Here is a 23,776-nt window from a genome sequence, read left to right on the forward strand (position 1 = left end):
TCGGGGGGGTGAGCGGATCGGGATCCCGCCCGCGAGCGGCGAGCGGCGGGCGCGGCGCCGGGGGAGCGGCGCTACCGGAGCGTCAGGTTCGCGTGCCGGTCGGTCCGGCGGCCCGGCGCGATCTCGACCGTCAGCTCGCGCGCGCCGTACCGGGGGTGGCTCACGCGGACCCGGTGCGTCCCCGGCGCGAGCGATCGGGTGACCGGGGTCTCGCCCACGCCCTGCCCGTCCACCTGGACGTAGCCCCACGGCGTCGCGGTGACGTGGAGCAGGCCGGGGCGGCCGGGCTCCTCGGGCGCGGCCGGGGGCGCCGCCGGCGCGGCGACCGCGGGCGCGGCCGGCGCCGGCGCCCGCCGCGCGGGCCCGGGCGCGGGGGACGGCGCGGGCGCGACTGCGGCCGGAGGTGCGCCGGCCGCCGGCGGCTCGACCATGGGTGAAGGCCTCCGCGCGCCCGGGTCGACGGAGGCCCCGGCCCGGGCGGCCGGTCCCCAGCGGAGCGCCGCCGCGCCGGCCGCGGCGAGCGCCGCCGCCGACGCGATCGCGACCGCGGTCCGCGCCCGCCTCGCGGGCCGGCGCGACGGCCCGGACGTCGCCACGCGGGTCCGGGTCGGCGCGGTCGCCTCGCCGGCCGGCGCGCGGGCGGCGGCCTCGGCCGCGCGCGCCGCCTCGACCTCCGCATCCGCCGCGGCGCCCTCCCCTCCCCCGGAGCCGCCCGCGGGCGGCTCCGCCGCGAGGAGCACGGGCTGGACGCGGGTGGGCTGCGAGCCCGGGCCCGCCGGCGCGGCGGCCCCGTCCGGCCAGAGCCGGTGCATGAGGGCGCGCAGGTCCCAGTCCTCCGGCGCCTGCGCGAGGCGCAGGAGGACGCGCGAGAGCGCAGTGGCGAGCTCGCCGGCGGACGCGGTCCGGTTCGCCGGGTCGCGCTCCAGCGCGGCCAGCACCAGCGCGTCCAGCTCGGGCGGCACCTCGTCGTTCCACGCCGAGGGCGGCGGCGGCGGCGCGCCCTCGAGCACCGCCGCGAGCGTCGCGGCCTCGCTGTCGCGCGCGAAGAGCCGGCGCCCGGCGCACAGCTCCCAGAGCACCACGCCCAGCGCGAACACGTCGGCGCGCGCGTCCAGCGGCGCGCCGCGCGCCTGCTCCGGCGCCATGTACGCGAGCTTGCCCTTCACCGTCCCGGGATCGGTGAACCCGCCCTGGCTCATGGCGCGGGCGATGCCGAAGTCGGCGAGCTTCACCTCGCCCTCGAACGACACGAGGACGTTGTGGGGGGACACGTCGCGGTGCACCAGCCCGAGCGGCCGCCCGCCGTCGGCGAGCCGGTGCGCGTAGGAGAGGCCCCTCGCGACCTCGGCGCACGCGTGGACGGCGCGGGCCAGGCCGAGCCGGACGCCCGCCTCCCGCGCGCGCTCCACCACCTGGCCGAGGTGGCGCCCGCGCACCAGCTCCATGGCGATGTAGTAGCGGCCGTCCACCTGGTCGAACTCGAAGACCTGGACGACGTTCGCGTGGGTGAGGCGCGACGCGAGGCGCGCCTCCTCGATGAACATCCGGACGAAGTCGCTGCGCGCGCCGTGCTCGCCGCGCACGCGCTTCAGCGCGACCTCCTTCACCACCCCGGCCGCGCCCGCCACCTCGGCGCGCCACACGTCCGCCATCCCGCCCGACGCGAGCAGCTCGACCAGCCGGTACTTTCCGAACGTCCTCACCGGGCGTGATTGTACCCGGCCGTCACTCCCAGGAAAGGTACGGCGGGGCGCGCCGCGCGGACGCGCCCCGCCGGAGGAGGGTCCGGCGCGACCGGGATGACCGGCCGCGCCGGTGCATCAGCGACCGCGCCGCGCCGCCACCGCCCGCGCCAGGGCGCGGCGCCGCGGGACGAGCGCGAGCAGCGCGAGGGCCGGGAGCGCCAGCAGCGCGCCGCCGCCGGACCCGCCGGCGCTGCCGCAGCCGCCGCCGCTGCCGGAGAAGCCCGCCTCCACCGCGGCCGGCATGGGCTTGCCGGTGAGCTCGAGGATGCGCTGCGCGATCTGCTGACGCGCCTGGTCGAACTGCTCCGGCGCGACGTCGGTGGACCACGCGTTCGGGAACAGGTCGCGCGCGATCTTCCGGGCCAGCTCGGGGTCGCCCGCGTCGGAGAGCGCCTTCAGGTACTCGTAGTCCTGCATGCCGGCGCGGATCATCTTGAGGCGGACCGAGGCCACCGGGACGTCGGTCTTGCCGCCGATGCGGGAGGGCTTGCCGGGGTAGAACAGCGTCCCGTCGCCGTTGCCGGAGAAGTCCCACTGGCTCGACCACGGGTCGCGGCGGAAGCTGTAGGCCGTCTCCCAGTACAGCTCGCCGCTGGCGCGCTCGAGGAACGTGATCCACTCCATGGCGCGGTTCCGCGAGGCGGAGGCGTCCACCATGTAGCTCGGCCAGCCGGTGAAGTAGCGGTCGGACTCGGAGGGCGAGCCGATGTTCACGGTCCCGCCGCAGCCGTGGCTCATGCAGCTCTGGTACAGCCAGACCTCCTTGCGCGGGCCCGAGGCGAGGAACGGGTCGTAGCGGTCGCGCTGGTCGCCGGCGACGGCGCTGCCCGGCCGGTCGTCCATCCAGTTCACCACCGGCACCATCACGTCGATGTCGTCGGCCACGCCGTGGTCCTCGGCGTCCCAGAGCTGCGTGGTGACGAGCGTCCGGAACTCGGGGTCGCCCTGCTTCGCCGCGCCGGCGCGCGCCGGGATGTCGCTCCAGGCGCAGGTGAGCGGCGGCTCGTCGCAGGTGTAGTCGAACAGCCGGTCGAACCACCCCTGCTCGCGCGCGTGCTTCGCCCAGGCGGCGTGCTCGGCCACGCTGGTGCGGCCGCCCACGTACTTCACCGCGGTGAGCTTCGCGCCCTGCAGGCGGGTCGGGGCGGTGCCGTCGATGAGCGGCCCGTAGAAGCGGTCGAGGTGGCCGAAGTCGGCGTGCTGGCCGTCGTCGTTCAGGCCGGTGAGCGTGATGCGGTGATCGAGCGCGAGCTGGCCGTAGCGCGCGCGGAGCGCGGCGTCGGCGTCGCCGGACACGCCGTGGGCGGCGGCGATGACGCCGTAGGAGAGGCCGAACGACGTGCGCAGCGACGAGGTGGACGGGAGCACGAAGTCGTAGACGCTCACCGCCACCGGGACGCGCGCCTCGCCCGCGTCGGACGAGATCACCACCGCGCCCTGGTAGACGCCCGAGCGCGCGCCGGCCGGCACGTGCACGTCCACCCAGACCGCGCGGCTCTCGCTCCCCACGTCGAACGGGAACGCGTTGCGCTGCTCGCCCACCACGTCGTCCACGGCGGGGACGAGCGCGTCGGGCCAGCGGCCGGTGCCGCCGTCCACGGCGGACGGGCTGGTCACGTCGAGCGTGTCGACGCGGAACAGCGTGGCCTGGAGCCCGTCGAGCCCCTCCACGCGGGCGGAGACGCGCTTCGCGGGGCCGGTGACGACCACCTGGAACGCGGCGAACTCGTTGCGGGCCGCCGCGAGGTGCGCCTCGGTCTGGGGCCGCGCCTTCGCGTCGGGCCGGATCTTCTCGGTGGCGCTCGCGACCCACGCCTCGGCGGCGGAGGCCGCCAGGGGCAGCAGGGAGAGCGCCAGCGCGACGGCGGCGGCGGTGAAGGCTCGGCAGCGGGTCTTCATCGGGGTCGTCCTTTCCGGGTTCGTTGCAGCGCCCGGACAACGACAGGCCGACCGACCGAATTTCTCGCCTTCCGTGGGGCAGGGGTGCGTGGAAGAGGGTGCAGGTCGGCCACACGCGCATGCCATCCCACGCGCGCCGCCACCTCGACCGCACGCCCTCACCTGAGCCTACACCGGGCTCGCTCGCTCGTCGTTTCGCTGCGGCCGTGGGGCACGGCGCGCTGCGCCGGCGCCCCTCCCGCCGTGCGTGCGGGCGCCGCGCCGCCCGGCCTTGCACCGGGCGCAACGCTGGACGTGGAGAAATTGGGGCCCGCCGGCGGCGGGCACTGGCCGCGGCGCGCCGGAGGACGCAGCGGACGCGCCGCGGAGGGCCCTCCGCCGGCCTGCGAGACCGCGATCGGCGGACGGGGTCAGCGGCTGCGAGCGCCGCCGCGCCGCGCCGCGATCACTCGCCCGGCGGCCACGGGGCCGCCGCGGCGCCCGGCAGCGGCGGCGGGGTCGCGGCCGCACGCTGCGACGGCAGCGGCGGCGGGCGCAGCGCGCCGGGCCGAGGGGTCGCGACGCCGGCCCCGCGCGCGGGCGCGATCACCGCCGGCCCGTGCTCCAGCAGGTCGATGCGCATGCGCACGCGCTCCAGGCGCTCGAGCGCCGCGGCGAGCGCCTCGTCGAGCCACTCGTCGGCGGCGCGCCGCTCGTCGATGGCCACGATGCGCCCGGCCCGCCGCAGCGTGTCCCAGAGCGCGCGGTGGAGCAGCTTGAACTCGCGCGCCACGCGCGCGGGCGGCGCACCGGACCGGACCAGCACCCCGCAGCGCAGCAGGCCGTCGGCGCCGCGCGCGGCGCGCCCCGGCGGCGCGTCCCCCCGGAGCGCCAGCGACAGCTCGCGGAGGAGCGGCCCGACCGCGAAGCCGATCGCCTCCTCGCCCCCCAGCTCCTCCGACACCGCGCGCCGCCACGCCTCGGCGATCTCGCCCCGCTGCTCCTCGACGAGGAGCCCCACCGCCACCGCACCCAAAAGCTGCCTCCCGGGAACGCGTCCCGGACCCGGAACCGGCCGGGTCCGCGGGGACGGTTAGCAAGCCGCCGGCCAGCGGCCGCGCACCGCTGCCGCGCCGCCGCGCCGCCGCTCGCGCGGGCGGTCGTGGGAACGCCGCTTCCCACCCGGCGAACGGAGCGCCACCGCGGGAGGCGTCGCGCGCCTCGCCCGGCGGTGCGCGCGCCTCCGGGGCGTGGCGCGGCGCGTGGCCGGGCCTTTGCTTTGCGGCACCGGGGACGGCGGGGCGGCACCGGGGTGGTCGCCCCGGCCCCCGGCCGCGCGGGCGGGGGGCCCGGAACGGAAGCACCGGGGCGGGATGGGCGCGATCGGCTACTACGGATACCTGGCGGCGCGCGTGCCGCCGCACCGGCTGCTCGCCACCGCGGCGCGCCGCGCGGTGCGGGGCGCCCGCAACCGGCTCGCGCCGCCGCTCGCGCCGTCGCCGCAGGGGCTGCTCGAGGCGCTCGGCTGCGACGGACCCGCGGGGCTCGCCGCGCTGCTGGCGCGGCCCCGTCCGGCGCGCCCGGCCTGGAGCCCGGTGGCGCTGCGCCGCGCGCTGGAGCGGCGGATCCCCGGCGAGGTCGATCGGGCCCTGGCGCGGGCCGAGGCCGCCGCCGCCGGGCGGCTGGTGGTGTACGGGCGCGAGGTGGACGTGCGCCGCGGCGACGGCGGGACGGACTGGCAGCGCGATCCGATCCACGGCGGCCGCTTCGACGGCCGCGCGCCCTCGGCGGCGCTGCCGCCCGCGCCCGGGCTCGATCCCAAGATGGCGTGGGCGCTCGGGCGCGGGGAGCACTGGGTCGCGCTCGCCTGCGGGGCGGTGCTCCACCCGCGCGCCGCCGGCGGCGAGGCGCTCGCGGAGGCGCTCGCCGCCTCGGTGACCGACTTCGCCGCGCAGAACCCGGTGGGCCGCGGCGTCCACTGGACGTGCGCCATGGAGGTCGGGCTGCGCGCCTGGCACCTCGCCACGGCGCTGTGGGTGCTGGCGCTGCGGCGCGCGCCGGCGCCGGCGCTCGCGGCGGAGGCGGCGCGGCAGCTGGTGGTGAGCGGGCGGTTCGTGCTCGCGAACCTCGAGGACGGCGGCGCCGTGCCCAACAACCACCTGGTGTGCGACTGGCTCGGCCTGCTCGCCTGCGCCGAGGCGCTGCCGGAGTGGCCGGAGGCGCCCCGCTGGCGCGCGCTCGCGACGGAGGGGCTGGCGCGGACGCTCGCGGACCAGGTGCACGCGGAGGGCACCAGCTTCGAGGGCTCGGTGCCGTACCACCGCTTCGCGCTGGAGCTGTTCGCGGCCGGCTTCCTGCTCGCGCGCGCCGGCGGCCCGCCGCCCGCGCAGGCGTGGCGCCTCCGCGCGATGTTCCGGGCCACCCGCGCGCTCACCGCCGCGTCCGGGGACCTGCCGCAGCTCGGCGACAACGACTCCGGCCACGCGCTCGCGCTGCGCGCCCGCGGGCCCACCGAGGCGGGCTACCTCTGCGCGCTCGGCGCCGCGCTGTTCCGCGAGCCGGCGCTGCTGCGCCCCGGCGCCCCGGCGGACGACGCCGTGGAGGCGGCGTGGCTGCTCGGGCCGGAGGCGCTCGACTGGCTCGGCCGCGCCCGGCCCGGCCCGCCGCCGGGCAGCGTCTCCTTCCCCGCGGCCGGCGTGCACGTGCTCCGCCGCGGCGCGCTGGAGGCGTTCGTCTCCTGCGGCCCGCACGGCCAGCGCGGCGTCGGCGGGCACGACCACAACGACAAGCTCTCCTTCGAGCTGCGCGCCGCGGGCGCGCTGGCGGTGTGCGACCCGGGCATGCCGGTGTACGGCCGCGCGCCCGAGGTGCGCGACGCGTTCCGCTCCACCCGCGCGCACGCCACCGTGACGGTGGACGGCCTGGAGCAGTCGCCCATCCCGCCCGGCCGCCTGTTCGCGCTGCCCGACGCCGCCTCGGCGCGGCTGCTCGCGTTCGCGCCGGGCGGCGAGGCGGAGCGGCTCGCCGGCGAGCACCGCGGCTTCGTGGCGCGGGCGGGCGTGGTCCACCGGCGCGAGCTGGCGCTCGCCGACGCGGGGCTGGTGGTGGTCGATCGCCTGTCGGGCCCCGGCACGCACGCGGTGGAGCTGCGCTGGCCGCTCGCCCACCCCGGGCCGCGCCTGCGCGAGGCCACCGCCGCCGAGGCCGCCGCGCTCGCGCGCCTCGCCCGGCTGGCGCGCCTGCGCCGGCCCGCGGACCCGTCGCGCGTCGTGGAGGTGCCGCTCGGCCCGGCCGGCCACCTCCTCGTCGCCTTCTCGGCGCCGGCGGGCCTCGCGCCCGAGCTGGCCCCGTCGCTGCGCTCGCCGGGCTACGGCGAGCTCGTCCCCGCGTCGGTCGCGACGCTGGCCGGCCCGCTGGCCTGCCCCGCCGCGCTCGCCACGCTGTTCCTCCACGTCGAAGCCGAAGGGAGCCACCCCCGATGATCGAGACCCACGCCGCCGAGCCCGACCACGCCACCGACCTCCTCTCCCGCCTCGCCGCCCGCACCGCCCGCGTGGCGGTGGTGGGGCTCGGCTACGTTGGCCTGCCGCTCGCGCTCACCTTCGCCCGCCGCGGCGGCCTGTCCGCGCTGGGCATCGACGTGGACCCGGAGAAGGCGCGCGCGGTGGGCGAGGGGCGCAGCTACCTGCGCACGGTGGACGGCGCCGCGGTCCGCGAGGCGGTGCACGACGGCCGGCTGGAGGCCACCACCGACTTCGCGCGCGTGAGCGCCTGCGACGCGGTGGTGATCTGCGTGCCCACGCCGCTCACGCGCGAGCGCGAGCCGGACCTGTCCTACGTCGAGCGGACCGGCGAGGCCATCGCGCCGCACCTGCGCGCCGGCCAGGCGGTGGTGCTCGAGTCCACCTCGTACCCGGGCACCACCGAGGAGGTGCTGCTGCCCATCCTGGAGCGCGGCAGCGGCCTGCGCGCGGGCCGCGACTTCTTCCTGGCGTTCTCGCCCGAGCGCGAGAACCCCGGCTCCGGCGTCGCCACGCACGTCATCCCCAAGATCGTCGGCGGGTACACGCCCTCCTGCCTCGAGGCCGCGCTCGCGCTGTACGCCTCGGCGTTCGACCGCGTGGTGCCGGTGTCGTCCACCCGGGTGGCCGAGATGACGAAGCTGCTCGAGAACGTGTTCCGGAGCGTGAACATCGCGCTCGTGAACGAGCTGAAGATCCTCTGCCACCGCATGGACCTCGACGTGAACGAGGTCATCGACGCCGCGTCCACCAAGCCGTTCGGCTTCATGCCGTTCCAGCCGGGCCCGGGCCTGGGCGGCCACTGCATCCCCATCGACCCGTTCTACCTGACCTGGAAGGCGCGGCAGTTCGAGTTCCAGACGCGCTTCATCGAGCTGGCCGGCGAGGTGAACACCGAGATGCCGCGCTACGTGGTGCACCGGACCATGGAGGCGCTCGACGCGCGCGGCCGCACGCTCAAGGGCGCGCGCGTGCTGGTGCTGGGCATCGCGTACAAGAAGGACGTGGACGACATGCGCGAGAGCCCGGCCGTCCGCATCATCGAGCTCCTGCAGGAGCGCGGCGCCCAGGTCGTCTACCACGACCCCTACGTCCCCCGGGTCCCGCGCATGCGCCAGCACCGGCTCGACATGGTGAGCGTGCCGCTCACCGACGAGGCGCTCGAGACCGCCGACGCGGTGCTGATCGCCACCGACCACGGCGGCGTGGACTACGCCCGCGTGGTGGAGCGGGCCCGCCTGGTGGTGGACACGCGCAACGCCTGCCGCGCGGTGCGCGTCGGGCGCGAGAAGATCGTGAAGGCCTGAGCGGGCCCCGGCGGGCCCGCCGCGCGCGCGCCGCGGCCGATGCGGTGAAGCGCGGCCGCGGGGCCCGTGCTACATGGGCGGGATCAGGCTCCCGAGGTCCCGCTTGCGCACCGCCCGACTGCTCGCCCCCTTCCTGCTCCTCGCCGCCGCCCTCCCCGGCGCGGCCGCGCCGGACCTGCCGGCCGCGCCCGATCCGCGCCTCGGCACGCTCGAGGCGATGCGCGCGGAGCTGGCCCGCTCGATGGAGCGGCTCCGGCTGAAGGGCTACGAGGCGCCGTACTTCGCGTCGTACCAGGTGACCGAGGTCGCGCGCGAGGAGGTGAGCGGCCGCTACGGGGCGATCTTCGACGACCGCTCGCGGCGCGACCGGAGCCTGGCGGTGGACCTGCGGGTGGGGACCTACGAGCTCGACTCGTCCGCCCCGGAGGAGAACACCATCGTCATCGGCGGCGGCGACGCCGGGCCGGGCTGGTACGCGCCCCGCGACGCGCCGCTCGACGGCGACGTCGGCGCGCTCCGCAACGCGCTCTGGCTCGCCACCGACGAGAAGTACAAGGAGGCGCTCTCCTCCTACTTCAAGAAGAAGTCGCGCGCGGTGTACCGGCAGGACGACGCCGACCGGCCGCCCAGCTTCTCCCGCGAGCCGCCGGCCCGCCACGTGGACGCGCCGCGCCCGTTCCCGTTCGACCGCGCGCGCTGGAAGGGCGTGGTGCGCGACGTCACCGCCCGGTTCCGCGAGCACCCCGACGTCTTCGACGCGCAGCTCCGGGTGTCGGCCGAGAAGCAGGTCCGCTGGTTCACCTCCAGCGAGGGCTCGGCGCTGCTCACCGAGCGCACCGTCTACTCGGTCCACCTGCAGGCCGTGGCGCGCGCGCCGGACGGGCAGCTGCTCGAGGACGGCCGGGACTTCTACGCGCGCAGCGAGGCCGAGCTGCCCTCGCCGGAGGCGCTCCGCGCCGCCGCGACCACCGTCATCGCCGAGCTGGAGGCGCTGCGCCGCGCGCCCGCCATCGACCCGTACACCGGCCCCGCGGTGCTCGAGCCGGAGGCGGCCGGCGTCCTGTTCCACGAGGCGGTGGGCCACCGCCTCGAGGGCGAGCGGATGGAGGACGAGCAGGACGGCCAGACGTTCAAGGGGCAGGTGGGGCGGCCGGTGCTGCCGCCGTTCCTGACGGTGGTGGACGATCCCACCGCCGAGCGGGTGGACGGGGTGGCGCTGAACGGCACCTACGGCTTCGACGAGCAGGGCGTCCCGGCGCGCCGCACGGTGCTGGTCCGCGACGGCCGCCTGGAGAGCTTCCTGCTCTCGCGCCGCCCGGTGAAGCCGTTCGATCGCTCCAACGGCCACGGGCGCGCCCAGGCCGGGCGCCAGCCGGTGGCGCGCATGGCGAACCTCATGGTGGAGTCGCGCAAGCGCGTCGCGCCGGCCGAGCTGAAGCGCATGCTGATGGCGGAGGCGCGGCGGCAGGGCAAGCCGTACGGGCTCGTCATCCGCGACATCACCGGGGGCAACACGAACACCATGTCGATCGGGTACCAGGCGTTCAAGGGCACCCCGCGCATGGTCTACCGGGTGGACGCCCGCACCGGCGCCGAGGAGCTGGTCCGCGGCGTGGAGCTGGTCGGCACGCCGCTCACCGCCATCAACAAGGTCCTCGCCACCGGCGAGCGCCCCCGCGTCTTCAACGGCTACTGCGGCGCGGAGAGCGGGTACGTGCCGGTGTCCACCGTCGCGCCGGCGGTGCTGATCGCCGAGCTGGAGCTGCAGCGGGTGGCCCGCGCCACCGACCGCAGCCCCATCCTGCCGGCGCCCTGGAGCGAGCGCGGCGGCACGCCGCCCGCGGCCGCGCCGCCCGCCGCACCCACCCCCGCGACGCCCGCGCCCGCCGCGCCGGCGCACCCCGCGGTCCCGCCGGAGCAGCCGGAGCACGCCCGATGAGCACGCCCGCCTCGACGCCCCTCCCCGTCCCGCCCCTCGAGTCGATCCTCCTGCAGCCGCGCCGCGCCGCGCTCGACGCGTTCGCGCGGTCCGGCTGGCGCCCCTACGCCACGCCCATCTCGCTCGACGCCGAGCGGCGCCGCCTGCTCAACATCGACCTCACCGAGCCGGAGATGGCGTTCCACGACGCGGAGGGCGGGCTCGCCGCGGTCGCGAACGTCGAGACCGATCGCGAGGGCCGGGTCACGCACGTCGAGGTGGTGGGCGCCGAGCCCGCCGATCCGGTGCGGGTGGCGCTCGCGCTGCTGGGCGAGGTGGGCCCGCCGCGCACGGGCGGCGGCGGCGAGGCGCGCGAGTGGATCTGGGGCCCGGAGTCCGGCGCCGCGCTCGAGGTCGGCGGCGAGCCGGTGCGCGTGTGGATGTGCGCGGAGCGGGCCTACGGCGACCGGCTCTGGCTGGTCGCGAGCGTGGTCCGCCGCGGCTGACCGTCCGCGGGGGTGCCCGCCCCGGCCAGCCGCAGCAGCAGCGGCGCCACGCCGGTGAGGTCCCTCACCTGCTCCACCTCGGCGGCGGCGCGCCCGAAGCCCAGCACCGGCACCGGCGCCCGGGTGTGGTTGCGCAGCGAGAGGTCCTCCAGGTTGCCGTGGTCGCTCGCGACCACCAGCGCGTCGTCCGGCCCGAGCCCGTCCACCAGCGCCCGCAGGAACGCGTCGAGGCGCCCGAGCGCGTCGAGCGCGCGCTCCATCGACTGGGCGTGGCCCGCCTCGTCGGTCTCGAAGAACTCGAACAGCGCCAGGTCGTGGCCGGCCGCGAGCCGCAGCAGGATCTCCGCCGCCTCCTCCGGCGCGCGCCGCGGCAGCGACACGCCGAGCCCGCGGGCGCGCTCGCCGCTGAGATCGTGGGTGAGCCCCTCCCCGCGCCGCGCGTCCTCCAGCGTCCGGAACCGGCCGCCGCCCGCCGCGTAGGCCACCGTGGTCGCGGCGGCGCGGGCCCGGCGGCGGGAGCCGGCCAGCGCGGGTTCGGGCGCGCCGTCCGCCGCGTGGCCGAGCGCGCGCAGGTAGGCGACGGGGTAGGCGTTCGCGAACACGCCGCGGCGCCCCGCGGCCGCGAGCGCGCGGAACAGCGACCGCTGCTCGAGCAGCGCCCGGAGCGGCGCGTTGGGGAAGCCGAGGAGGTGTCGGCCCAGGTGCGCGGGCGCGTTCTCCCCGGTGAGCAGGGTGGCCTGGCCGGTGGCGGACTGCGGCCGGCCCGCCACGCCCAGGCAGGCGTCGGCCAGCGCCGCCCGGCCGCCGCGCGGCAGGGGCGCGCCGCCGCCGCCGGCGAAGCGCGAGAGCAGGAAGTCCCCGCGGGCGAGCGGGTTTCGCGCCGGGTCCCGGTCGCCCGCGCCCACCCCGTCCACGAACACGAACAGCGCCGTCACCCGGGGATCATAACGCGCCGCCCCGCGCCCCACCCGCCGCGCCGCCGGACGCCCCGCCGCCGCCCGAGACGCGGAGTCGTCCCGGCGCTATCCTCCCGCCGCTTCCGGACCCCAGAGCGCGCGCACCATGCCCAGACTCCCGGACTTCCCCGCCGACTGCACCATCACCTTCGACGGCAGCGCCGTGCCGGCGCGCCGCGGCGAGTCGATCGCCTCCGCGCTGCTCGCGGCGGGCCGGCCGCTCCTGGCGCGCAGCGCCAAGTACCACCGCCCGCGCGGCCCGTTCTGCCTGGCGGGCTCCTGCGGGAGCTGCCTGGTGCGGGTGGACGGCCTGCCCGACCAGCGCGCCTGCCGGACGCCCTGCACCGACGGCCTCTCGGTCGAGACGCAGAACGCGCTCCCCGACGCGGCGCACGACCTGCTCGGCGTCATCGACCGCGCCTTCCCGCACGGCCTCGACCACCACCACCTCGCCACCTGGAACGGCCTCGCGAACCGCGCCGCGGTGGCGTTCTCGCGCCAGCTCGCCGGGCTGGGGAAGCTCCCCGGGCCGGAGCGGGCCGCGGGGCCGCTCCCGCCCGCGCCGCGCGAGGAGGCGTTCGACGCCCTGGTGGTGGGCGCCGGGCCGGCGGGGCTCGCCGCGGCCGAGGCGCTGGCCGGCGCCGGGCGGCGCGTGCTCCTCGCCGACGCCGAGCCGGCGCCGGGCGGGCGGCTGCGCTGCCGGCTCGACCTCCCCGGCGATCCGCCGCTGGCGTGGGCCGGCGAGGTGGCCGCGCGCGTGGCGTCGGCCGGCGGCGAGCTGGCCTCCGGGACCGCCGTGCTCGGCCTCTGGCGCGACGGCGGCGCCCCGCTCGCCGCGCTCGCACCCGCCTCCGGCGCGCTGCGCCTGGTGCGGCCGGGCGCGGTCCTCGTCTGCGCCGGCGGCCACCCGCAGCCGCCCGGGCTCGAGGACGACGATCGCCCGGGCGTCCTCGCCGGCCGCGGGGTGGCGCGCGCGCTCGCCGAGCACGGGGTGGTGCCGGGGCGCCGCGCCGCGGTGCTGGGCGCCGGGCCCGAGCCGGAGGCGCTCGCGGCGCGGCTCGCCGCGGCGGGCGTGGAGGTGGAGCGGGTGGAGGTGGCGGAGGGGCGCGTGCTCGGGCGGGCCCGGGTGCGCGGCCTCGCGCTCGCGGACGGCCGGCGGGTGCGCTGCGACGTGCTCGCGGTGGCCACGCCGCCCGCGCCCGCGACCGAGCTGGCGCGGTCGCTGGGGGCACCGGTGGCGCTCGACCCGGCGCTGGGCGCGTTCGCGCTCCAGGTGGACGCGCAGGGGCGCACCGGGGTCCCGGGGCTCCTCGCGGCGGGCGAGGTGACGGGGGCGATGGACGCGGCGCGCGCGGCCGAGGCCGGGCGGCGCGCGGGGGAGGCGGCCCGTGGGTAAGCGGCTGGTCTGCGCGTGCGAGGACGTGTCGCTGGACGAGGTGCGCCGCGCGTTCGCGGCGGGCCACCGCGACCTCGAGTCGGTGAAGCGGGTCACCGGCCTCGGCACCGGCCCGTGCCAGGGCAAGTCCTGCGTGACGCGGGTCGCGCAGGAGCTGCTCCGGCTCGGCGCCACGCCGGCGGAGATCCAGCCGTTCACCGCGCGCACCCCGGTGCAGCCGGTGCCGCTCGGCGCGCTCGCCGCGCTGGATCCCGCCGGGCTGCCGCTCGACGACGGCGTGCCGCTCCCGCCGCCGGACGGCGCGGCGGCGTCGCCGGCCGCGCACCCGCAGCCGGATCCGCTCCCGGCCCGCGCCGACGTGGTGATCGTGGGCGGCGGCATCCAGGGGCTGTCGATCGCGTACGAGCTGGCGCGGCGGGGCGTGCGCGACGTGCTGGTGCTGGAGCAGGGCTACCTGAACGCCGGCGCCTCCGGGCGGAACGGCGGCGGGGTCCGCGCGCAGTGGACCACCCCCACCATGATCCGCCTGGCCCGCCGCTCGCTCGAGCTCTGCGACCGGTTCGCGGTGGAGATGGGCATCAACGTCTGGTTCCGCCGCAGCGGCTACCTGTTCCTCGCGCCCACCGCCGAGCAGGTCTCGCGGATCGAGCGGAACGCGGAGCTGCACCGGCGCGAGGGGCTGCGCACGCGGGTGGTCGGGCCGGACGAGGCGCTGCAGGTCGTGCCGGAGCTGGACCCGCGCCGCTTCCGCGCGGCGGCCTGGAACCCGGACGACGGCGTGGTGTTCCCCTGGCCGTTCCTGTGGGGCTACGCGTCGCGGGCCGAGGCGCTCGGCGCCAAGGTCCGGACCTTCACCCGCGTGACCGGCTTCGACACCGCCGGCTCGCGGGTGACCGCGGTGCGCACCGATCGCGGCCGGGTGGCCTGCGAGCTCGTGGTGGTGGCGGCCGGCGCCTGGTCGCGGGACGTGGCGGCGCTCGCCGGGGTCTCGCTCCCGAACCGCCCCACCCGCCACGAGATCCTGGTGACGGAGCCGCTCAAGCCCTGGCTCGGGCCGCTCGTGTCCGTGCTGGGGAACGGCCTCTACTTCTCGCAGTCGCAGCGCGGCGAGATCGTGGGCGGCATGGGGGATCCCCAGGAGCCGGAGGGCGTGGTTCAGGGCTCGACCCTGCGCTTCCTGGCCCGGTTCGCGCGGGCGGCGGTGGAGACCGTGCCGCGGCTCGCGGAGGTGAAGGTGATCCGGCAGTGGGCGGGCTGCTACGACGTCACCCCGGACAACAACCCGGTGCTCGGCCCGGCCGGCTTCGAGAACTTCCACCAGTGCTCCGGCTTCGTCGGGCACGGGTTCATGATGGCGCCCGCGGTGGCCGAGCGGTACGCCGACTGGCTCGCCGGCCGGGGCAAGGACGAGATCTTCGAGCGCTTCACGCTGGGACGATTCGAGTCCGGCGCCGTCGCCCGGGAGGACTTCATCATCGGGTAGCGGTAATCTGCCCGGATGCCACTCGGGAAGAAGATCGCGTTCCTCGGGACGGGGAACATGGCCGAGGCCCTGGTGAAGGGCCTGCTGCGCGCCGGCACCGCCACCCGCGAGGAGATCCTCTGCTCGGAGCCGCGCGCCGAGCGCCGCGCGGAGATCCAGGCGCGCTACGGGGTGGAGACCTCCGGCGACAACCGCGCGCTGGCCGAGCGCGCCGACATCGTGGTCCTCTCGGTGAAGCCGCAGACGATGGACCCCCTGCTGGTCGAGATCGCGCCGGCCATCGACCACCGCAAGCTCGTCGTCTCCATCGCCGCCGGCATCCCCATCCTCGCCATCGCCCGCAAGCTCGGCGCCGGCGTCCGCATCGTCCGCGTCATGCCGAACACGCCGGCGCTGGTGGGCGCGGGCGCGACCGCGCTGGCCCGCGGCGCCCACGCCACCGACGCCGACCTGGAGCAGGCGCGCGCGCTGTTCCAGTCGGTCGGCACCACCGAGGTGGTGGAGGAGCCGCTGCTCGACGCGGTGACCGGGCTCTCCGGCTCCGGCCCGGCGTTCGTGTTCCTCGCCATCGAGGCGCTGGCCGACGGCGGCGTGAAGGTCGGCCTGGCGCGGCCGGTGGCGATGGCGCTCGCGGCGCAGACGGTGCTCGGCTCGGCGAAGCTCGTCCTCGAGACCGGCGAGCACCCCGGGCGCCTCAAGGACCAGGTCACCAGCCCGGGCGGCACCGCCATCGCCGGCGTCCACGCGCTGGAGGTGGGCGGGCTGCGCGCCGCGCTCATCGCCGCGGTGGAGGCCGCCACCCGCCGCTCGCGCGAGCTGGGCGAGAAGGCGGCCAAGTGACCCGCCTCCGGCTGGCGGCGATCGCCGCCGCGCTCGCGCTCTCGGCCTGCCGCACCACCGCGGGCGCGGTGCTGCGCGTCGATCCCCCGCCCTCCGAGCCGGGCGCGGTCGCCGACGCGCAGCAGTACCGGATCGCCCGCGCCATCCGCGACGTGGTCGCGACCGACCGGATGGAGTGCCGCGACGGCTCCGGCCCGGTGCTGCTCTCCTGCTTCCCCGCCGACGTGGGCACGCGCAGCGCGCAGGTGACGATCCAGCTCGAGCGCTCCGGCAGCGGGTACCAGGTGAGCCTGCTGGAGTCGTTCCTGGCGCTCGGCGGGCCGAAGGCGCTCTGCGCCATGCAGGACCGGCTGATCCGCGGCATCGACGCCGAGCTGGGCGTGCCCAGCGCGCGGCCGGATCAACGCGGCCGCTGCGCCGGGCAGCCGCCGAGGAACGGCGGTCCCTGATCCGCGATCGCCCGCGAAGGCGGGCGCGCGAGGTCACGGGACCCGCGAAGCAAGGTGGGGCCCCGCGGAGCTCCGCTCCGTGGGGCGGGGCGCAGCGCCGTCATATCACCGTCTCGCAGCTGCCCCAGCCGCAGCGCGGGCAGGTGCGGCAGCCGCCGGAGAGCGACACCGGCCCCTCGCACTGCGGGCACAGCTCGCCGTTGCGCGTGGCGCCGCTCACCAGCACCTGCTTCTCCCGCGAGCCGTCGCGGTAGACGGTGATGCCCTTGCAGCCCAGCTCGAACGCGAGGCGGTAGGCGCCCGCCACGTCCTCGACCGAGGCGGTCCGCGGCAGGTTGATGGTCTTCGAGACCCCGTTGTCCACGTGGCGCTGGAAGGCGGCCTGCATGCGCACGTGCGCGTCCGGCGCCACGTCGTGCGCGGTGGCGAAGACCCGCGCCACCGCCTCCGGGACGCCGGCCACGCCGCGCGCCCGGCCGGCCGCGCGCACCGCCGGCAGCGCCGCCTCGGCCCCCGCGGCGTGCAGCGCGCGCCCGAGCGCCGGGTGCTCCTCCGGCAGCGCCGCGTCGCCGAGCGCGTGCCGCACGTAGGTGAGCGCGAAGAGCGGCTCGATGCCCGACGAGCAGCCCGCGATGATGGCGAGCGTGCCGGTGGGCGCGATGGTGGTGACGGTGGCGTTGCGGCGGGGGCGGCCGCCGGCGCGCGCGGGCGCGCTGCTCGCGAAGCCCGGGAACGCCCCGCGCTCGGCGGCCAGCGCCTCGCTCGCCGCGTGCGCCTCGCGCTGCACGAACCCCATCACCTCGCCGGCGAGCGCCAGCGCCTCCGGCGCGTCGTACGGGACCCCGAGCGCGACGAGCAGGTCCGCCCAGCCCATCACCCCGAGGCCGATCTTCCGGTTGCGCCGGGAGATCTCCGCGATCTGCGGCAGCGGCCAGACGTTCACCTCGAGCACGTCGTCGAGGAGCCGCACGCCCTCGCGCACGCAGGCGCCGAGCCGCTCCCAGTCCACCCGCCCTCCCCGCTCGAAGCGCGCCAGGTTCACCGAGCCGAGCGTGCAGGCCTCGAACGGCAGGAGCGGCTGCTCGCCGCACGGGTTCACCGCCTCGAACCGGCCCAGGTCCGGCGTGGGGTTGGCCGCCTCCACGCGGTCGAGGAACACGAGCCCCGGCTCGCCCGAGGCCCACGCCGACGCGGCGATGCGCTCGAGGAGCGCGGCCGCGTCCACCTCGCGCACCACCGCGCCGCCGCGCGGGTGCCGCAGCGCCCACGGCGCGCCGCGCGCGGCCGCCTGGAACAGCGCGTCCGGCGCCGCCACCGAGATGTTGAAGTTCTCGAGCCCGGCGGCGCGCTTCGCGTCCACGAACTCGAGCACGTCCGGGTGGTCGGCGGCGAGCACCGCCATGTTCGCGCCGCGCCGCACGCCGCCCTGCTTGATGATCTCGGTGGCGGCGTCGTAGACGCGCATGAACGACACCGGCCCGCTGGCGACGCCGTGCGTGGTCTTCACCACGTCGCCGCGCGGCCGCAGCCGGGAGAAGGAGAACCCGGTGCCGCCGCCGGACTGGTGGATGAGCGCCGCCCACTTCAGCGCGTCGAAGATGGCCGCGAGGTCGTCGTCCACCGGCAGCACGAAGCAGGCGGCGAGCTGGCCGTGCGCCCGCCCGGCGTTCATGAGCGTGGGCGAGTTCGGCAGGAGCTCCAGCGCCGTCATCCGGGCCTCGAACCGCTCCGCCCAGAGCGCCCGCGCCGCCGGGGCCTCGGCCGCCGCCACCGCCTGGGCCACCCGGCGGAACATCGCCTCGGGCGTCTCGATCACCTGCCCGCCCTCGTCGCGGAGCAGGTAGCGCCGCTCGAGCACGTGCCGGGCGTTCTCGCCGAGCTGGACCATGAGGGGGAATTTAGCCGGATGGCGGGCCCGCCGCCGGGGGCAGGCGCGCCGGGGGCCCGGCCGGTCCCGCGCCGGAAGGAGGCGCGCGCCCTTGCCGCACCTGCGGGGGGCTCCCAGATTCGCTCCGCGGCGAGGCCGCTTCACGCGTGCAGGAGGCAAGGATGGACGACAAGGACAGGGCGCAGCGCCGGAACGGCGGGGGCATGACGGTGCGCGAGGCGGGCCGCCTCGGCGGCGAGGCGCGGAAGGAGCAGCTGGGCTCGAAGGGCTACGCGGAGCTGGGCCACAAGGGCGGGCAGCGCGTGCGCGAGCTCATCGAGGAGGGCAAGCAGGCCGAGCGGAAGTGAGGGGCGCGCCGCGGAGCGCACGCTTGCGGGCCATCCCGACCGGTGCGAGAAAGGGCGCATGCGACGCGCCCTCTCCCTCTCCCTCGCCCTGCTCGCCCTCGCGGCGTGCGCCCCCCGCGCCACCATCCCCGACGCCGAGCGCGAGCGCATCTCGCGCGCCCTCGACGGCGCCCAGCGCTACCTGCGCGTGGCCGCCTATGCAGGGCCGCTGTGGGGCGACACCGGCAAGGTGTTCCTCTCCGACGCACCGCCCGCCGAGCTGGACCTGGTGGAGACCCCCGGCGGCGAGCCCATCGCGCCGCCGCCCGCCGAGCGCGTGCTGCCCCCCGGCACGCCGGTGCGGGTGGACGAGATCGAGGTGCCGACCGGCTGGATGATCTCGCAGCGCGTCGTCACCACGCCCCGCTACCACCCGTGGGCGTACGTGAAGGTCGCCGGCGACGCGCGCCCGCACGTGATCGTGCTCTCGCAGACCGCCGCCAGCCTGGAGGACGTCCGCGGCGAGCTGGAGCGGCTGCTCACCGCCGACGACCCGAGCCCGGTCTTCGCGGCGCTGCCGCCCGAGCACCGGCAGGCCGTCATGCGCAAGGAGGCGCTCGAGGGCATGAGCGCGCGCGCGCTGGAGATGGCGTGGGGCGTGCCCGAGCGGAAGCGCATCGACCGGCCCGCCGGCACCGAGGAGTGGTCCTGGGCCGAGGGCAAGCGCCGCGCGTTCCTGCGCGACGACCGGGTCGAGCGGCTGGTGAAGCAGCGGTAGGGCGTCCGGCTCTGGCTGCGAGGGTCCGGCGGGGTCGCGGGCGGTGCTGCTCGCAGCCTCGCGGGGCCGAGCGGCCTCAGGGCGAGGCGCCGCTCGCAGTGAGCCTGTCGAACTGCGAGCGGTGAGCCCTGTCGCCAAGCCGAGCGCGGTGGACTGGCTCCGGCTCGGATCGAGACGCTCGCGCAGCGTGAAACGGCTCGGCTGAGCCACCGGCGGCCGACGCCTACCGCCGGCCGTGTCCGCCGCCGTGCCCGCCACGGCCGCGGCCGTGCCCGCCGCGGTGGCCGCCCCGGTCGCCGCGCTCACCGCGGTCGCCCCGCTCGCCGCCGCGATCGCGCGGCGCGCGATCCGGCTCGGAGGGGGTCACGCCCGCGGCGACGCAGTAGACGGTCCCGGCGCGGAGCTGCCGGACCACGTCCGCCTCGCTCGCCACCGGGTCGCGGAACAGCGTCGCGGCCTTCCCGATCTCGGCGAGCTCGTGCGCGCCGGAGCCGCCGGTGCACGGCAGGCTCATGTGATCCGCGGCCTCGATGGCGAGGTCGTTGGCGGGCCCCTTGCGCCGGGCGTTCAGCCCCTCGATGGCGGACAGGCCGTCGAGCGTGAACACCACGTCGCCGCAGGGCCGCTCGACGGTCTTGTCGTAGGGGTGGGCCGCCACCACCGCGCCGCCCAGCTGCCGCACGCGCGCGAGCACCTCGCGCACCGGCCAGGGCCGGGCCGCGCCGAACAGCTGGACGGGCGCCGGCACCGCGGCGGGGTCGGGGAAGAAGCAGAGGAAGTGGCCGCGATCGGTGGTCACCTCCACGCCGCACAGCGCGAGCAGCCCCTCGTCCCGCGCCGCCGCCCGGATCTCCTCCAGGCCCTCGAGCGTGTCGTGGTCGGTGAAGGCCACGCCGTCCAGGCCGGCCTCCCGGGCCCGGCGCACCACGTCCCGCGGCGCGAGCGCGCAACCGCGGGTGTGGTGGCTGTGGACGTGCAGGTCGATGAGCATGGGGTCGCCCCGGGGTGCGGATCGGTCCCGGGTGCCTTAGCACGCGCCGCGCGGCTTTTGAAGGACGCGGCGCCCCGCGCCCACGCCCGTTCAGGCGAGCGCGGACTCGCGCGGCGCCGGCGCACGCCGCTCCTCGGCCGCGCGGATCAGGTATCCCATCAGCATCAGGCTCGAGGTGTTCTCGATGGCGCGCTCGGGATCCCGCGAGATGAGGCTCGCGCTGTACGAGAGGAAGAACTGCGCCAGCTCCTCGCCCGCCTCGCGCACGATGAGCGCGTTGAGGTCCGCGGACTCCATCGTCCGGATCCGGTTGATGAAGTCCACCGCGTGCCCCTTCTTCGCGCCCGCCATGTCCGCCTCCGTCCCCGCGCCGCCGCGCGACGAAATCTAGGGACCCGCCGCGCCGGCGGAACCGGTCGCGCGCGGGGCGATCGAAAAAGCGCGAGGAACGCTCGCAGCTTGGAGCGGTCGCAGGTTTGACACCGGCATGGGCGTCTGGCACAACCTGACGGGGGATTACGCGCCGGCGGGGGCGAGGGTGTTGCGTGCCGGGGAACGGGAGAGCGCGATGCACTTCACGGGCGTGAAGGTCTTCTCCGCCACGAAGGCGAAGGAGCGCGAGGAGCTCGGCGAGACCGTCACGCGCTGGCTGCGGTCCAACGACGTCGAGGTGGTGGACCGTCGTCACCCAGTCGAGCGACGACGAGTTCCACTGCCTGAGCATCGTGATCTTCTACCGGCCGCGCGAGGCGCAGGCGCCGGCCTAGCGCGCTACGCCGGGCCGCCGGCGGGCGGCTCGGGCGGGCGCGGCAGCTCCCTCGGCTGCGCGGCGGGCGGGCCGGCGGGCGCCTCCTCGTTGCCGCTGGCGGCGGCCTTGAAGTTCCGGATCGCCTTGCCGAGCCCTTCGCCGAGCTGGGGCAGCTTCTTCGTCCCGAAGAGCAGCACCACCACGACCAGGATGATCAGCAGCTCGCCCATTCCCAGCTCTCCCATCGCGCGCTCCCACCCGCTCCCGGCGCTTTCGATACACTCGTTCGGGCCGGCGCGCCAGCGCCGCAGCGCGCGCCCCTTCCGTTCGACCCCCACCCCGCGGCCCGCGCGTGATACGGAGCGCCCATGAGGCTCAAGCAGCGACCGGAGGACTTCCAGGTGACGGAGTCCTGGAAGTTCGACGAACCCCCGCGGCGCCTGGTTCGTCTACCTGATGGACAAGCAGAAGCTGTCGACCTTCGAGGCGGTCGATCGCATCTGCGCGCGCTTCAAGATCCCCAGGGCGTCGGTGAGCTACTGCGGCCTGAAGGACAAGCAGGGGCGCACCACCCAGCTCGTGGCCGTCGAGCGCCACGAGCTCGAGCTGCAGGACACCGACCTGCGCCTCAAGCTGCTCGGCCGGAGCCGCACGCCGCTCTCCGCCGCGAACACCACCTCCAACCGCTTCGCGGTGACGGTGCGCGACCTCGGCGAGGACGACGTGGCGCGCCTGCCCGCGTCGGTCGCCGAGGTCCGCCGGCTCGGCGTGGTGAACTACTTCGACTCGCAGCGGTTCGGCTCGCTGAAGCACGGCCAGGGCTTCATCGTGAAGGACCTGATGCGCGGCGACTTCGAGATCGCGCTGCGCAACGTCCTGGCGCGCCCGAGCGAGCTCGACCAGTCCGGCGACGCGAAGGTGAAGGCGTTCTGGAAGGAGCACTGGGGCGAGTGGGACCGGCGCAACCCGCACCCGGGCGCCGAGCGCTACCAGGCCGTCGTGAAGTGGCTGCGCGACCACCCGGAGGACTACCGGGGCGCGCTGCTCCGCACCGAGCCGCGCTGGCGCGCGCTGCAGGTGTTCGCCTACCAGAGCTGGCTCTGGAACGAGGGCGTGAAGCAGTACCTGCGCGAGGTGGTGGGGATCGGGCGGCTCGTGTCCCTGCGCTACCAGGCCGGGTCGCTCCTGTTCCCGCGCGAGCTGGACGCGCCGCTCGTGCGGCTGCTCTCGTCGAAGACGTTTCCGCTGCTCGCGCCCACCACCCGCTTCGACGATCCGGCGGTGGAGCGGGCCGCGCTCTCGGTGCTCGGCCGCGAGGACATGGGGCTCGCCGACCTGGCGGTGCCCGGGACGCCGGAGATCCACTTCGACCCCGAGGAGCGGCCGCTCTTCTCGTTCCCCGGCCGCCTCGCGGTCGGCGAGGCGCGCCCGGACGAGCTGAACCGAGATCGGTTCCGGGTGAACGTCGCGTTCACGCTGCCGCCGGGCGCCTACGCCACGCTGGTGGTGAAGCGGCTGTTCCACTGGACGCTCGAGCCGCGCCGCGCGCGAGAGGGCGTGCGCTCCCGGGCGCCCGCGCCCGCCACGCGCGCCGCGCCGGAGGCGGCACGGGCGCCCGCGGAGGCGCCGCCGGCCGCGCGGAAGGGCTTCCTGGCCCGCAAGCGGGACGAGAAGGCCGCGCGCGCCGAGCGCCGCGCCGCCGCGCGGAAGGGGCGCTAGCCCGGCGCGGGCGAGCCGCCCGCGCCGCTCAGCACGGCATCGGGTCCGCCCACTCCCACAGCAGCGTGCCCTCGCGCGCCCGCTCCTGCAGCAGCTCGGCGACCAGCGTCAGGTCGGCCTCGGGCGGCACGTCGATGGCGACGAGCTTCGGGCGCAGCAGCTCGTGCGTGCAGCCCACCTCGAGCAGCCGCTCCAGCAGCCCCTGCACCGGGCGCGCGCCGAGCTCCGCGCCCGGGTCCAGCGCCAGGCGGAGCGTGCGGTGGCCGCCCTTCTCCACCACGTCCTGGAGGCGCGGGCTCTCCTCGCCCTCCGCCCCGGCGGCGCTCACCACGTCGTCCCGCGACACGCCGTAGGCGAAGAACGGGCAGCTCTCCACCCGGAACCGGCCGCTGCCGAGCGGCTCCGCCCAGATCCAGTCCTCGGCGGGCCCGGGCTCCCCGGGCGCCCGCTCCAGCGGGACGCGGACCCGCACCAGCCCCTCGGCGGCCTCGAGCTCGACGGTCATCGACGCGGCACCCCCGAGCGAATCTACCCGGGCCCGAGCCGCGCGGCGATGGCCTCCGCGAGGTCCCGGCCGGTGTAGTGCGCCGGGACGGCGCCCACGGGGAGCCCCGCCTCGCGCAGGGCGTCCGCCGTGGTGGGGCCGATCGCCGCGACCAGCACCCCTCGGAGGAGGGCCGCCCGGGCGCCCAGCGTGCCGATCACGGCCGCCACCGCCGACGGCGACGCGAACGCCACCGCCGCCACCTCGCCCGCGGCGAGCCAGCCCGCCAGGCGCTCGAGCGCCTCCGGGGGCGCGGGCACCGTGCGGTACGCCTCCACCGCGGTCAGCTCGGCGCCGGCGGCGAGCAGCCCCGCGACCGTCTCGGGCCGCCCCTCGGCCGGACGCGGGAACAGCACCCGCCGGCCGCGCACCTGTTCTCCCAGCGTGCGCGCGAGCACGTCCCCCTTCGCCTCGTCCGGCACCACGTCCGGCGCGCGCACCAGCGCGGCGAGCCGGTCGGCGGTGGCCGGCCCGACCGCGGCGAGCCGGAGCCGGCCCAGGGCGGCCGGATCGAGGCCGAGCGCGCGCAGCCGCTCCACCGTCCGGTCCACCGCGTTGGCGCTGGTGAACACCGCCCAGTCGAAGCGCTCGAGGGCGCGCAGCGCGGCGTCGAGCGGGGCGGGATCGGCCGGCGGCGCGAACGCGATCGACGGCAGCGCGCGCACCTCCGCGCCCAGCTCCTCGAGCCGGGCCGCGAGCGCGTCCTTCCCCTCGGAGCCCTTGCCCCGGGTCACCACCACGGTGCGGCCGGCCAGCGGCCGCGCGGGCGCGGCAGGCACCGCG

At 77.4% G+C, this 23,776-nt stretch carries 21 protein-coding genes and 1 pseudogene; 12 read left to right on the forward strand and 10 right to left on the reverse strand.

What is annotated here, in order from left to right; translation table 11 throughout:
* Positions 1-71 precede the first annotated feature (71 nt).
* From ACOQFB_RS14255 to ACOQFB_RS14265, 3 genes are all read right to left on the reverse strand, one after another.
* Complete coding sequence (locus tag ACOQFB_RS14255) at positions 72-1,703, reverse strand: protein kinase domain-containing protein (protein ID WP_494492255.1); 1,632 nt, start codon at positions 1,701-1,703, stop codon at positions 72-74.
* Positions 1,704-1,820: 117 nt separating this feature from the next.
* Positions 1,821-3,644, reverse strand: a complete 1,824-nt coding sequence (locus tag ACOQFB_RS14260) for a DUF4091 domain-containing protein (RefSeq protein WP_421610806.1) — start codon at positions 3,642-3,644, stop codon at positions 1,821-1,823.
* Positions 3,645-4,089: 445 nt separating this feature from the next.
* Positions 4,090-4,650, reverse strand: coding sequence for a hypothetical protein (locus ACOQFB_RS14265; protein ID WP_421610805.1), 561 nt, complete (start codon positions 4,648-4,650; stop codon positions 4,090-4,092).
* A gap of 346 nt (positions 4,651-4,996) precedes the next feature.
* On the opposite strand from ACOQFB_RS14265, the gene ACOQFB_RS14270 reads away from it, so the two are divergent.
* The 4 genes from ACOQFB_RS14270 to ACOQFB_RS14285 all read left to right on the forward strand — a co-directional run bounded on the left by ACOQFB_RS14270 (position 4,997) and on the right by ACOQFB_RS14285 (position 10,875).
* Positions 4,997-7,105 carry a heparinase II/III family protein gene (locus tag ACOQFB_RS14270; protein ID WP_421610804.1) on the forward strand — a complete coding sequence of 703 codons (2,109 nt, stop codon included), beginning with the start codon at positions 4,997-4,999 and terminating at the stop codon, positions 7,103-7,105.
* Positions 7,102-8,451, forward strand: a complete 1,350-nt coding sequence (locus tag ACOQFB_RS14275) for a nucleotide sugar dehydrogenase (RefSeq protein ID WP_059439160.1) — start codon at positions 7,102-7,104, stop codon at positions 8,449-8,451. The genes ACOQFB_RS14270 and ACOQFB_RS14275 overlap by 4 nt, the downstream gene beginning before the upstream one ends.
* Positions 8,452-8,524: 73 nt before the next feature.
* Positions 8,525-10,390, forward strand: coding sequence for a TldD/PmbA family protein (locus tag ACOQFB_RS14280; protein ID WP_059439161.1), 1,866 nt, complete (start codon positions 8,525-8,527; stop codon positions 10,388-10,390).
* Positions 10,387-10,875, forward strand: a complete 489-nt coding sequence (locus ACOQFB_RS14285) for a hypothetical protein (RefSeq protein WP_421610803.1) — start codon at positions 10,387-10,389, stop codon at positions 10,873-10,875. Before ACOQFB_RS14280 ends, ACOQFB_RS14285 begins: the two co-directional genes overlap by 4 nt.
* Here ACOQFB_RS14285 and ACOQFB_RS14290 read toward each other — a convergent pair.
* Positions 10,827-11,843: an alkaline phosphatase family protein gene (locus tag ACOQFB_RS14290; protein ID WP_421610802.1), complete on the reverse strand. Its 1,017-nt coding sequence runs from the start codon at positions 11,841-11,843 to the stop codon at positions 10,827-10,829. The genes ACOQFB_RS14285 and ACOQFB_RS14290 overlap by 49 nt on opposite strands.
* Positions 11,844-11,937: 94 nt before the next feature.
* Here ACOQFB_RS14290 and ACOQFB_RS14295 point away from each other — a divergent pair, with 94 nt between their 5' ends.
* Genes ACOQFB_RS14295 through ACOQFB_RS14310 form a run of 4 tightly spaced genes read left to right on the forward strand, consistent with a single transcriptional unit; the run spans position 11,938 to position 15,999 of the window.
* The gene (locus ACOQFB_RS14295) at positions 11,938-13,227 is read left to right on the forward strand and encodes a 2Fe-2S iron-sulfur cluster-binding protein (RefSeq protein WP_421610801.1); all 1,290 of its coding nucleotides are present in this window, start codon (positions 11,938-11,940) and stop codon (positions 13,225-13,227) included.
* On the forward strand, positions 13,220-14,710 hold the full coding sequence (locus ACOQFB_RS14300) for an FAD-dependent oxidoreductase (RefSeq protein WP_421610800.1): 1,491 nt from the start codon (positions 13,220-13,222) through the stop codon (positions 14,708-14,710). The genes ACOQFB_RS14295 and ACOQFB_RS14300 overlap by 8 nt, the downstream gene beginning before the upstream one ends.
* Before the next feature lie 15 nt (positions 14,711-14,725).
* Complete coding sequence (proC, locus tag ACOQFB_RS14305; protein ID WP_059438148.1) at positions 14,726-15,550, forward strand: pyrroline-5-carboxylate reductase; 825 nt, start codon at positions 14,726-14,728, stop codon at positions 15,548-15,550.
* Positions 15,547-15,999 carry a hypothetical protein gene (locus ACOQFB_RS14310; RefSeq protein ID WP_421610799.1) on the forward strand — a complete coding sequence of 151 codons (453 nt, stop codon included), beginning with the start codon at positions 15,547-15,549 and terminating at the stop codon, positions 15,997-15,999. Before proC ends, ACOQFB_RS14310 begins: the two co-directional genes overlap by 4 nt.
* Positions 16,000-16,099: 100 nt before the next feature.
* Here the strand turns inward: ACOQFB_RS14310 and ACOQFB_RS14315 are convergent, their stop codons facing one another.
* Entirely contained in the window at positions 16,100-17,887 is a 1,788-nt protein-coding gene (locus tag ACOQFB_RS14315) for an adenosylcobalamin-dependent ribonucleoside-diphosphate reductase (protein ID WP_059438146.1), read from the reverse strand.
* Between the two features lie 161 nt (positions 17,888-18,048).
* Between ACOQFB_RS14315 and ACOQFB_RS14320 the strand changes: the two genes are divergently transcribed.
* Together ACOQFB_RS14320 and ACOQFB_RS14325 are read left to right on the forward strand one after the other, a co-directional pair.
* Entirely contained in the window at positions 18,049-18,234 is a 186-nt protein-coding gene (locus ACOQFB_RS14320; RefSeq protein WP_059438145.1) for an Em GEA1 (EM1), read from the forward strand.
* A gap of 58 nt (positions 18,235-18,292) precedes the next feature.
* Positions 18,293-18,991, forward strand: coding sequence for a hypothetical protein (locus ACOQFB_RS14325; RefSeq protein ID WP_059438144.1), 699 nt, complete (start codon positions 18,293-18,295; stop codon positions 18,989-18,991).
* Between the two features lie 223 nt (positions 18,992-19,214).
* Here the strand turns inward: ACOQFB_RS14325 and ACOQFB_RS14330 are convergent, their stop codons facing one another.
* The gene (locus ACOQFB_RS14330) at positions 19,215-19,982 is read right to left on the reverse strand and encodes a CehA/McbA family metallohydrolase (RefSeq protein WP_059438143.1); all 768 of its coding nucleotides are present in this window, start codon (positions 19,980-19,982) and stop codon (positions 19,215-19,217) included.
* A 90-nt stretch (positions 19,983-20,072) separates the two neighbouring features.
* Positions 20,073-20,333 carry a hypothetical protein gene (locus ACOQFB_RS14335; RefSeq protein ID WP_059438142.1) on the reverse strand — a complete coding sequence of 87 codons (261 nt, stop codon included), beginning with the start codon at positions 20,331-20,333 and terminating at the stop codon, positions 20,073-20,075.
* A 217-nt stretch (positions 20,334-20,550) separates the two neighbouring features.
* On the opposite strand from ACOQFB_RS14335, the pseudogene ACOQFB_RS14340 reads away from it, so the two are divergent.
* Positions 20,551-20,749 (forward strand): annotated as a pseudogene (locus ACOQFB_RS14340) (hypothetical protein).
* Positions 20,750-20,753: 4 nt separating this feature from the next.
* On the opposite strand, the gene tatA reads toward ACOQFB_RS14340, so the two are convergent.
* Positions 20,754-20,975: a twin-arginine translocase TatA/TatE family subunit gene (gene tatA / locus ACOQFB_RS14345; RefSeq protein ID WP_059438140.1), complete on the reverse strand. Its 222-nt coding sequence runs from the start codon at positions 20,973-20,975 to the stop codon at positions 20,754-20,756.
* A 211-nt stretch (positions 20,976-21,186) separates the two neighbouring features.
* Between tatA and truD the strand changes: the two genes are divergently transcribed.
* A complete protein-coding gene (gene truD, locus ACOQFB_RS14350) occupies positions 21,187-22,449 on the forward strand; it encodes a tRNA pseudouridine(13) synthase TruD (protein ID WP_494492256.1) in 1,263 nt (420 codons plus the stop codon).
* A gap of 28 nt (positions 22,450-22,477) precedes the next feature.
* Here truD and ACOQFB_RS14355 read toward each other — a convergent pair whose 3' ends face one another.
* Both ACOQFB_RS14355 and ACOQFB_RS14360 read right to left on the reverse strand, forming a co-directional pair.
* Positions 22,478-22,954 carry a DUF4265 domain-containing protein gene (locus ACOQFB_RS14355; RefSeq protein ID WP_059438138.1) on the reverse strand — a complete coding sequence of 159 codons (477 nt, stop codon included), beginning with the start codon at positions 22,952-22,954 and terminating at the stop codon, positions 22,478-22,480.
* Between the two features lie 23 nt (positions 22,955-22,977).
* Entirely contained in the window at positions 22,978-23,772 is a 795-nt protein-coding gene (locus ACOQFB_RS14360) for a uroporphyrinogen-III synthase (protein WP_059438137.1), read from the reverse strand.
* Positions 23,773-23,776 lie beyond the last annotated feature (4 nt).

Origin of the sequence: Anaeromyxobacter sp. Red801 (assembly GCF_049201065.2) — a bacterium.
Classification (GTDB): Bacteria; Myxococcota; Myxococcia; order Myxococcales; family Anaeromyxobacteraceae; genus Anaeromyxobacter.

Coding starts and splice junctions, on each gene's coding strand:
- ACOQFB_RS14275 (WP_059439160.1), top strand. CDS start 7,102: ATGATCGAGACCCACGCCGCCGAGCCCGACCACGCCACCGACCTCCTC.
- ACOQFB_RS14285 (WP_421610803.1), top strand. CDS start 10,387: ATGAGCACGCCCGCCTCGACGCCCCTCCCCGTCCCGCCCCTCGAGTCG.
- proC (WP_059438148.1), top strand. CDS start 14,726: ATGCCACTCGGGAAGAAGATCGCGTTCCTCGGGACGGGGAACATGGCC.
- ACOQFB_RS14330 (WP_059438143.1), bottom strand. CDS start 19,982: ATGCTCATCGACCTGCACGTCCACAGCCACCACACCCGCGGTTGCGCG.
- ACOQFB_RS14355 (WP_059438138.1), bottom strand. CDS start 22,954: ATGACCGTCGAGCTCGAGGCCGCCGAGGGGCTGGTGCGGGTCCGCGTC.
- ACOQFB_RS14335 (WP_059438142.1), bottom strand. CDS start 20,333: ATGGCGGGCGCGAAGAAGGGGCACGCGGTGGACTTCATCAACCGGATC.
- ACOQFB_RS14325 (WP_059438144.1), top strand. CDS start 18,293: ATGCGACGCGCCCTCTCCCTCTCCCTCGCCCTGCTCGCCCTCGCGGCG.
- ACOQFB_RS14280 (WP_059439161.1), top strand. CDS start 8,525: ATGGGCGGGATCAGGCTCCCGAGGTCCCGCTTGCGCACCGCCCGACTG.
- ACOQFB_RS14260 (WP_421610806.1), bottom strand. CDS start 3,644: ATGAAGACCCGCTGCCGAGCCTTCACCGCCGCCGCCGTCGCGCTGGCG.
- ACOQFB_RS14270 (WP_421610804.1), top strand. CDS start 4,997: ATGGGCGCGATCGGCTACTACGGATACCTGGCGGCGCGCGTGCCGCCG.
- ACOQFB_RS14315 (WP_059438146.1), bottom strand. CDS start 17,887: ATGGTCCAGCTCGGCGAGAACGCCCGGCACGTGCTCGAGCGGCGCTAC.
- truD (WP_494492256.1), top strand. CDS start 21,187: ATGGACAAGCAGAAGCTGTCGACCTTCGAGGCGGTCGATCGCATCTGC.
- ACOQFB_RS14320 (WP_059438145.1), top strand. CDS start 18,049: ATGGACGACAAGGACAGGGCGCAGCGCCGGAACGGCGGGGGCATGACG.
- ACOQFB_RS14295 (WP_421610801.1), top strand. CDS start 11,938: ATGCCCAGACTCCCGGACTTCCCCGCCGACTGCACCATCACCTTCGAC.
- tatA (WP_059438140.1), bottom strand. CDS start 20,975: ATGGGAGAGCTGGGAATGGGCGAGCTGCTGATCATCCTGGTCGTGGTG.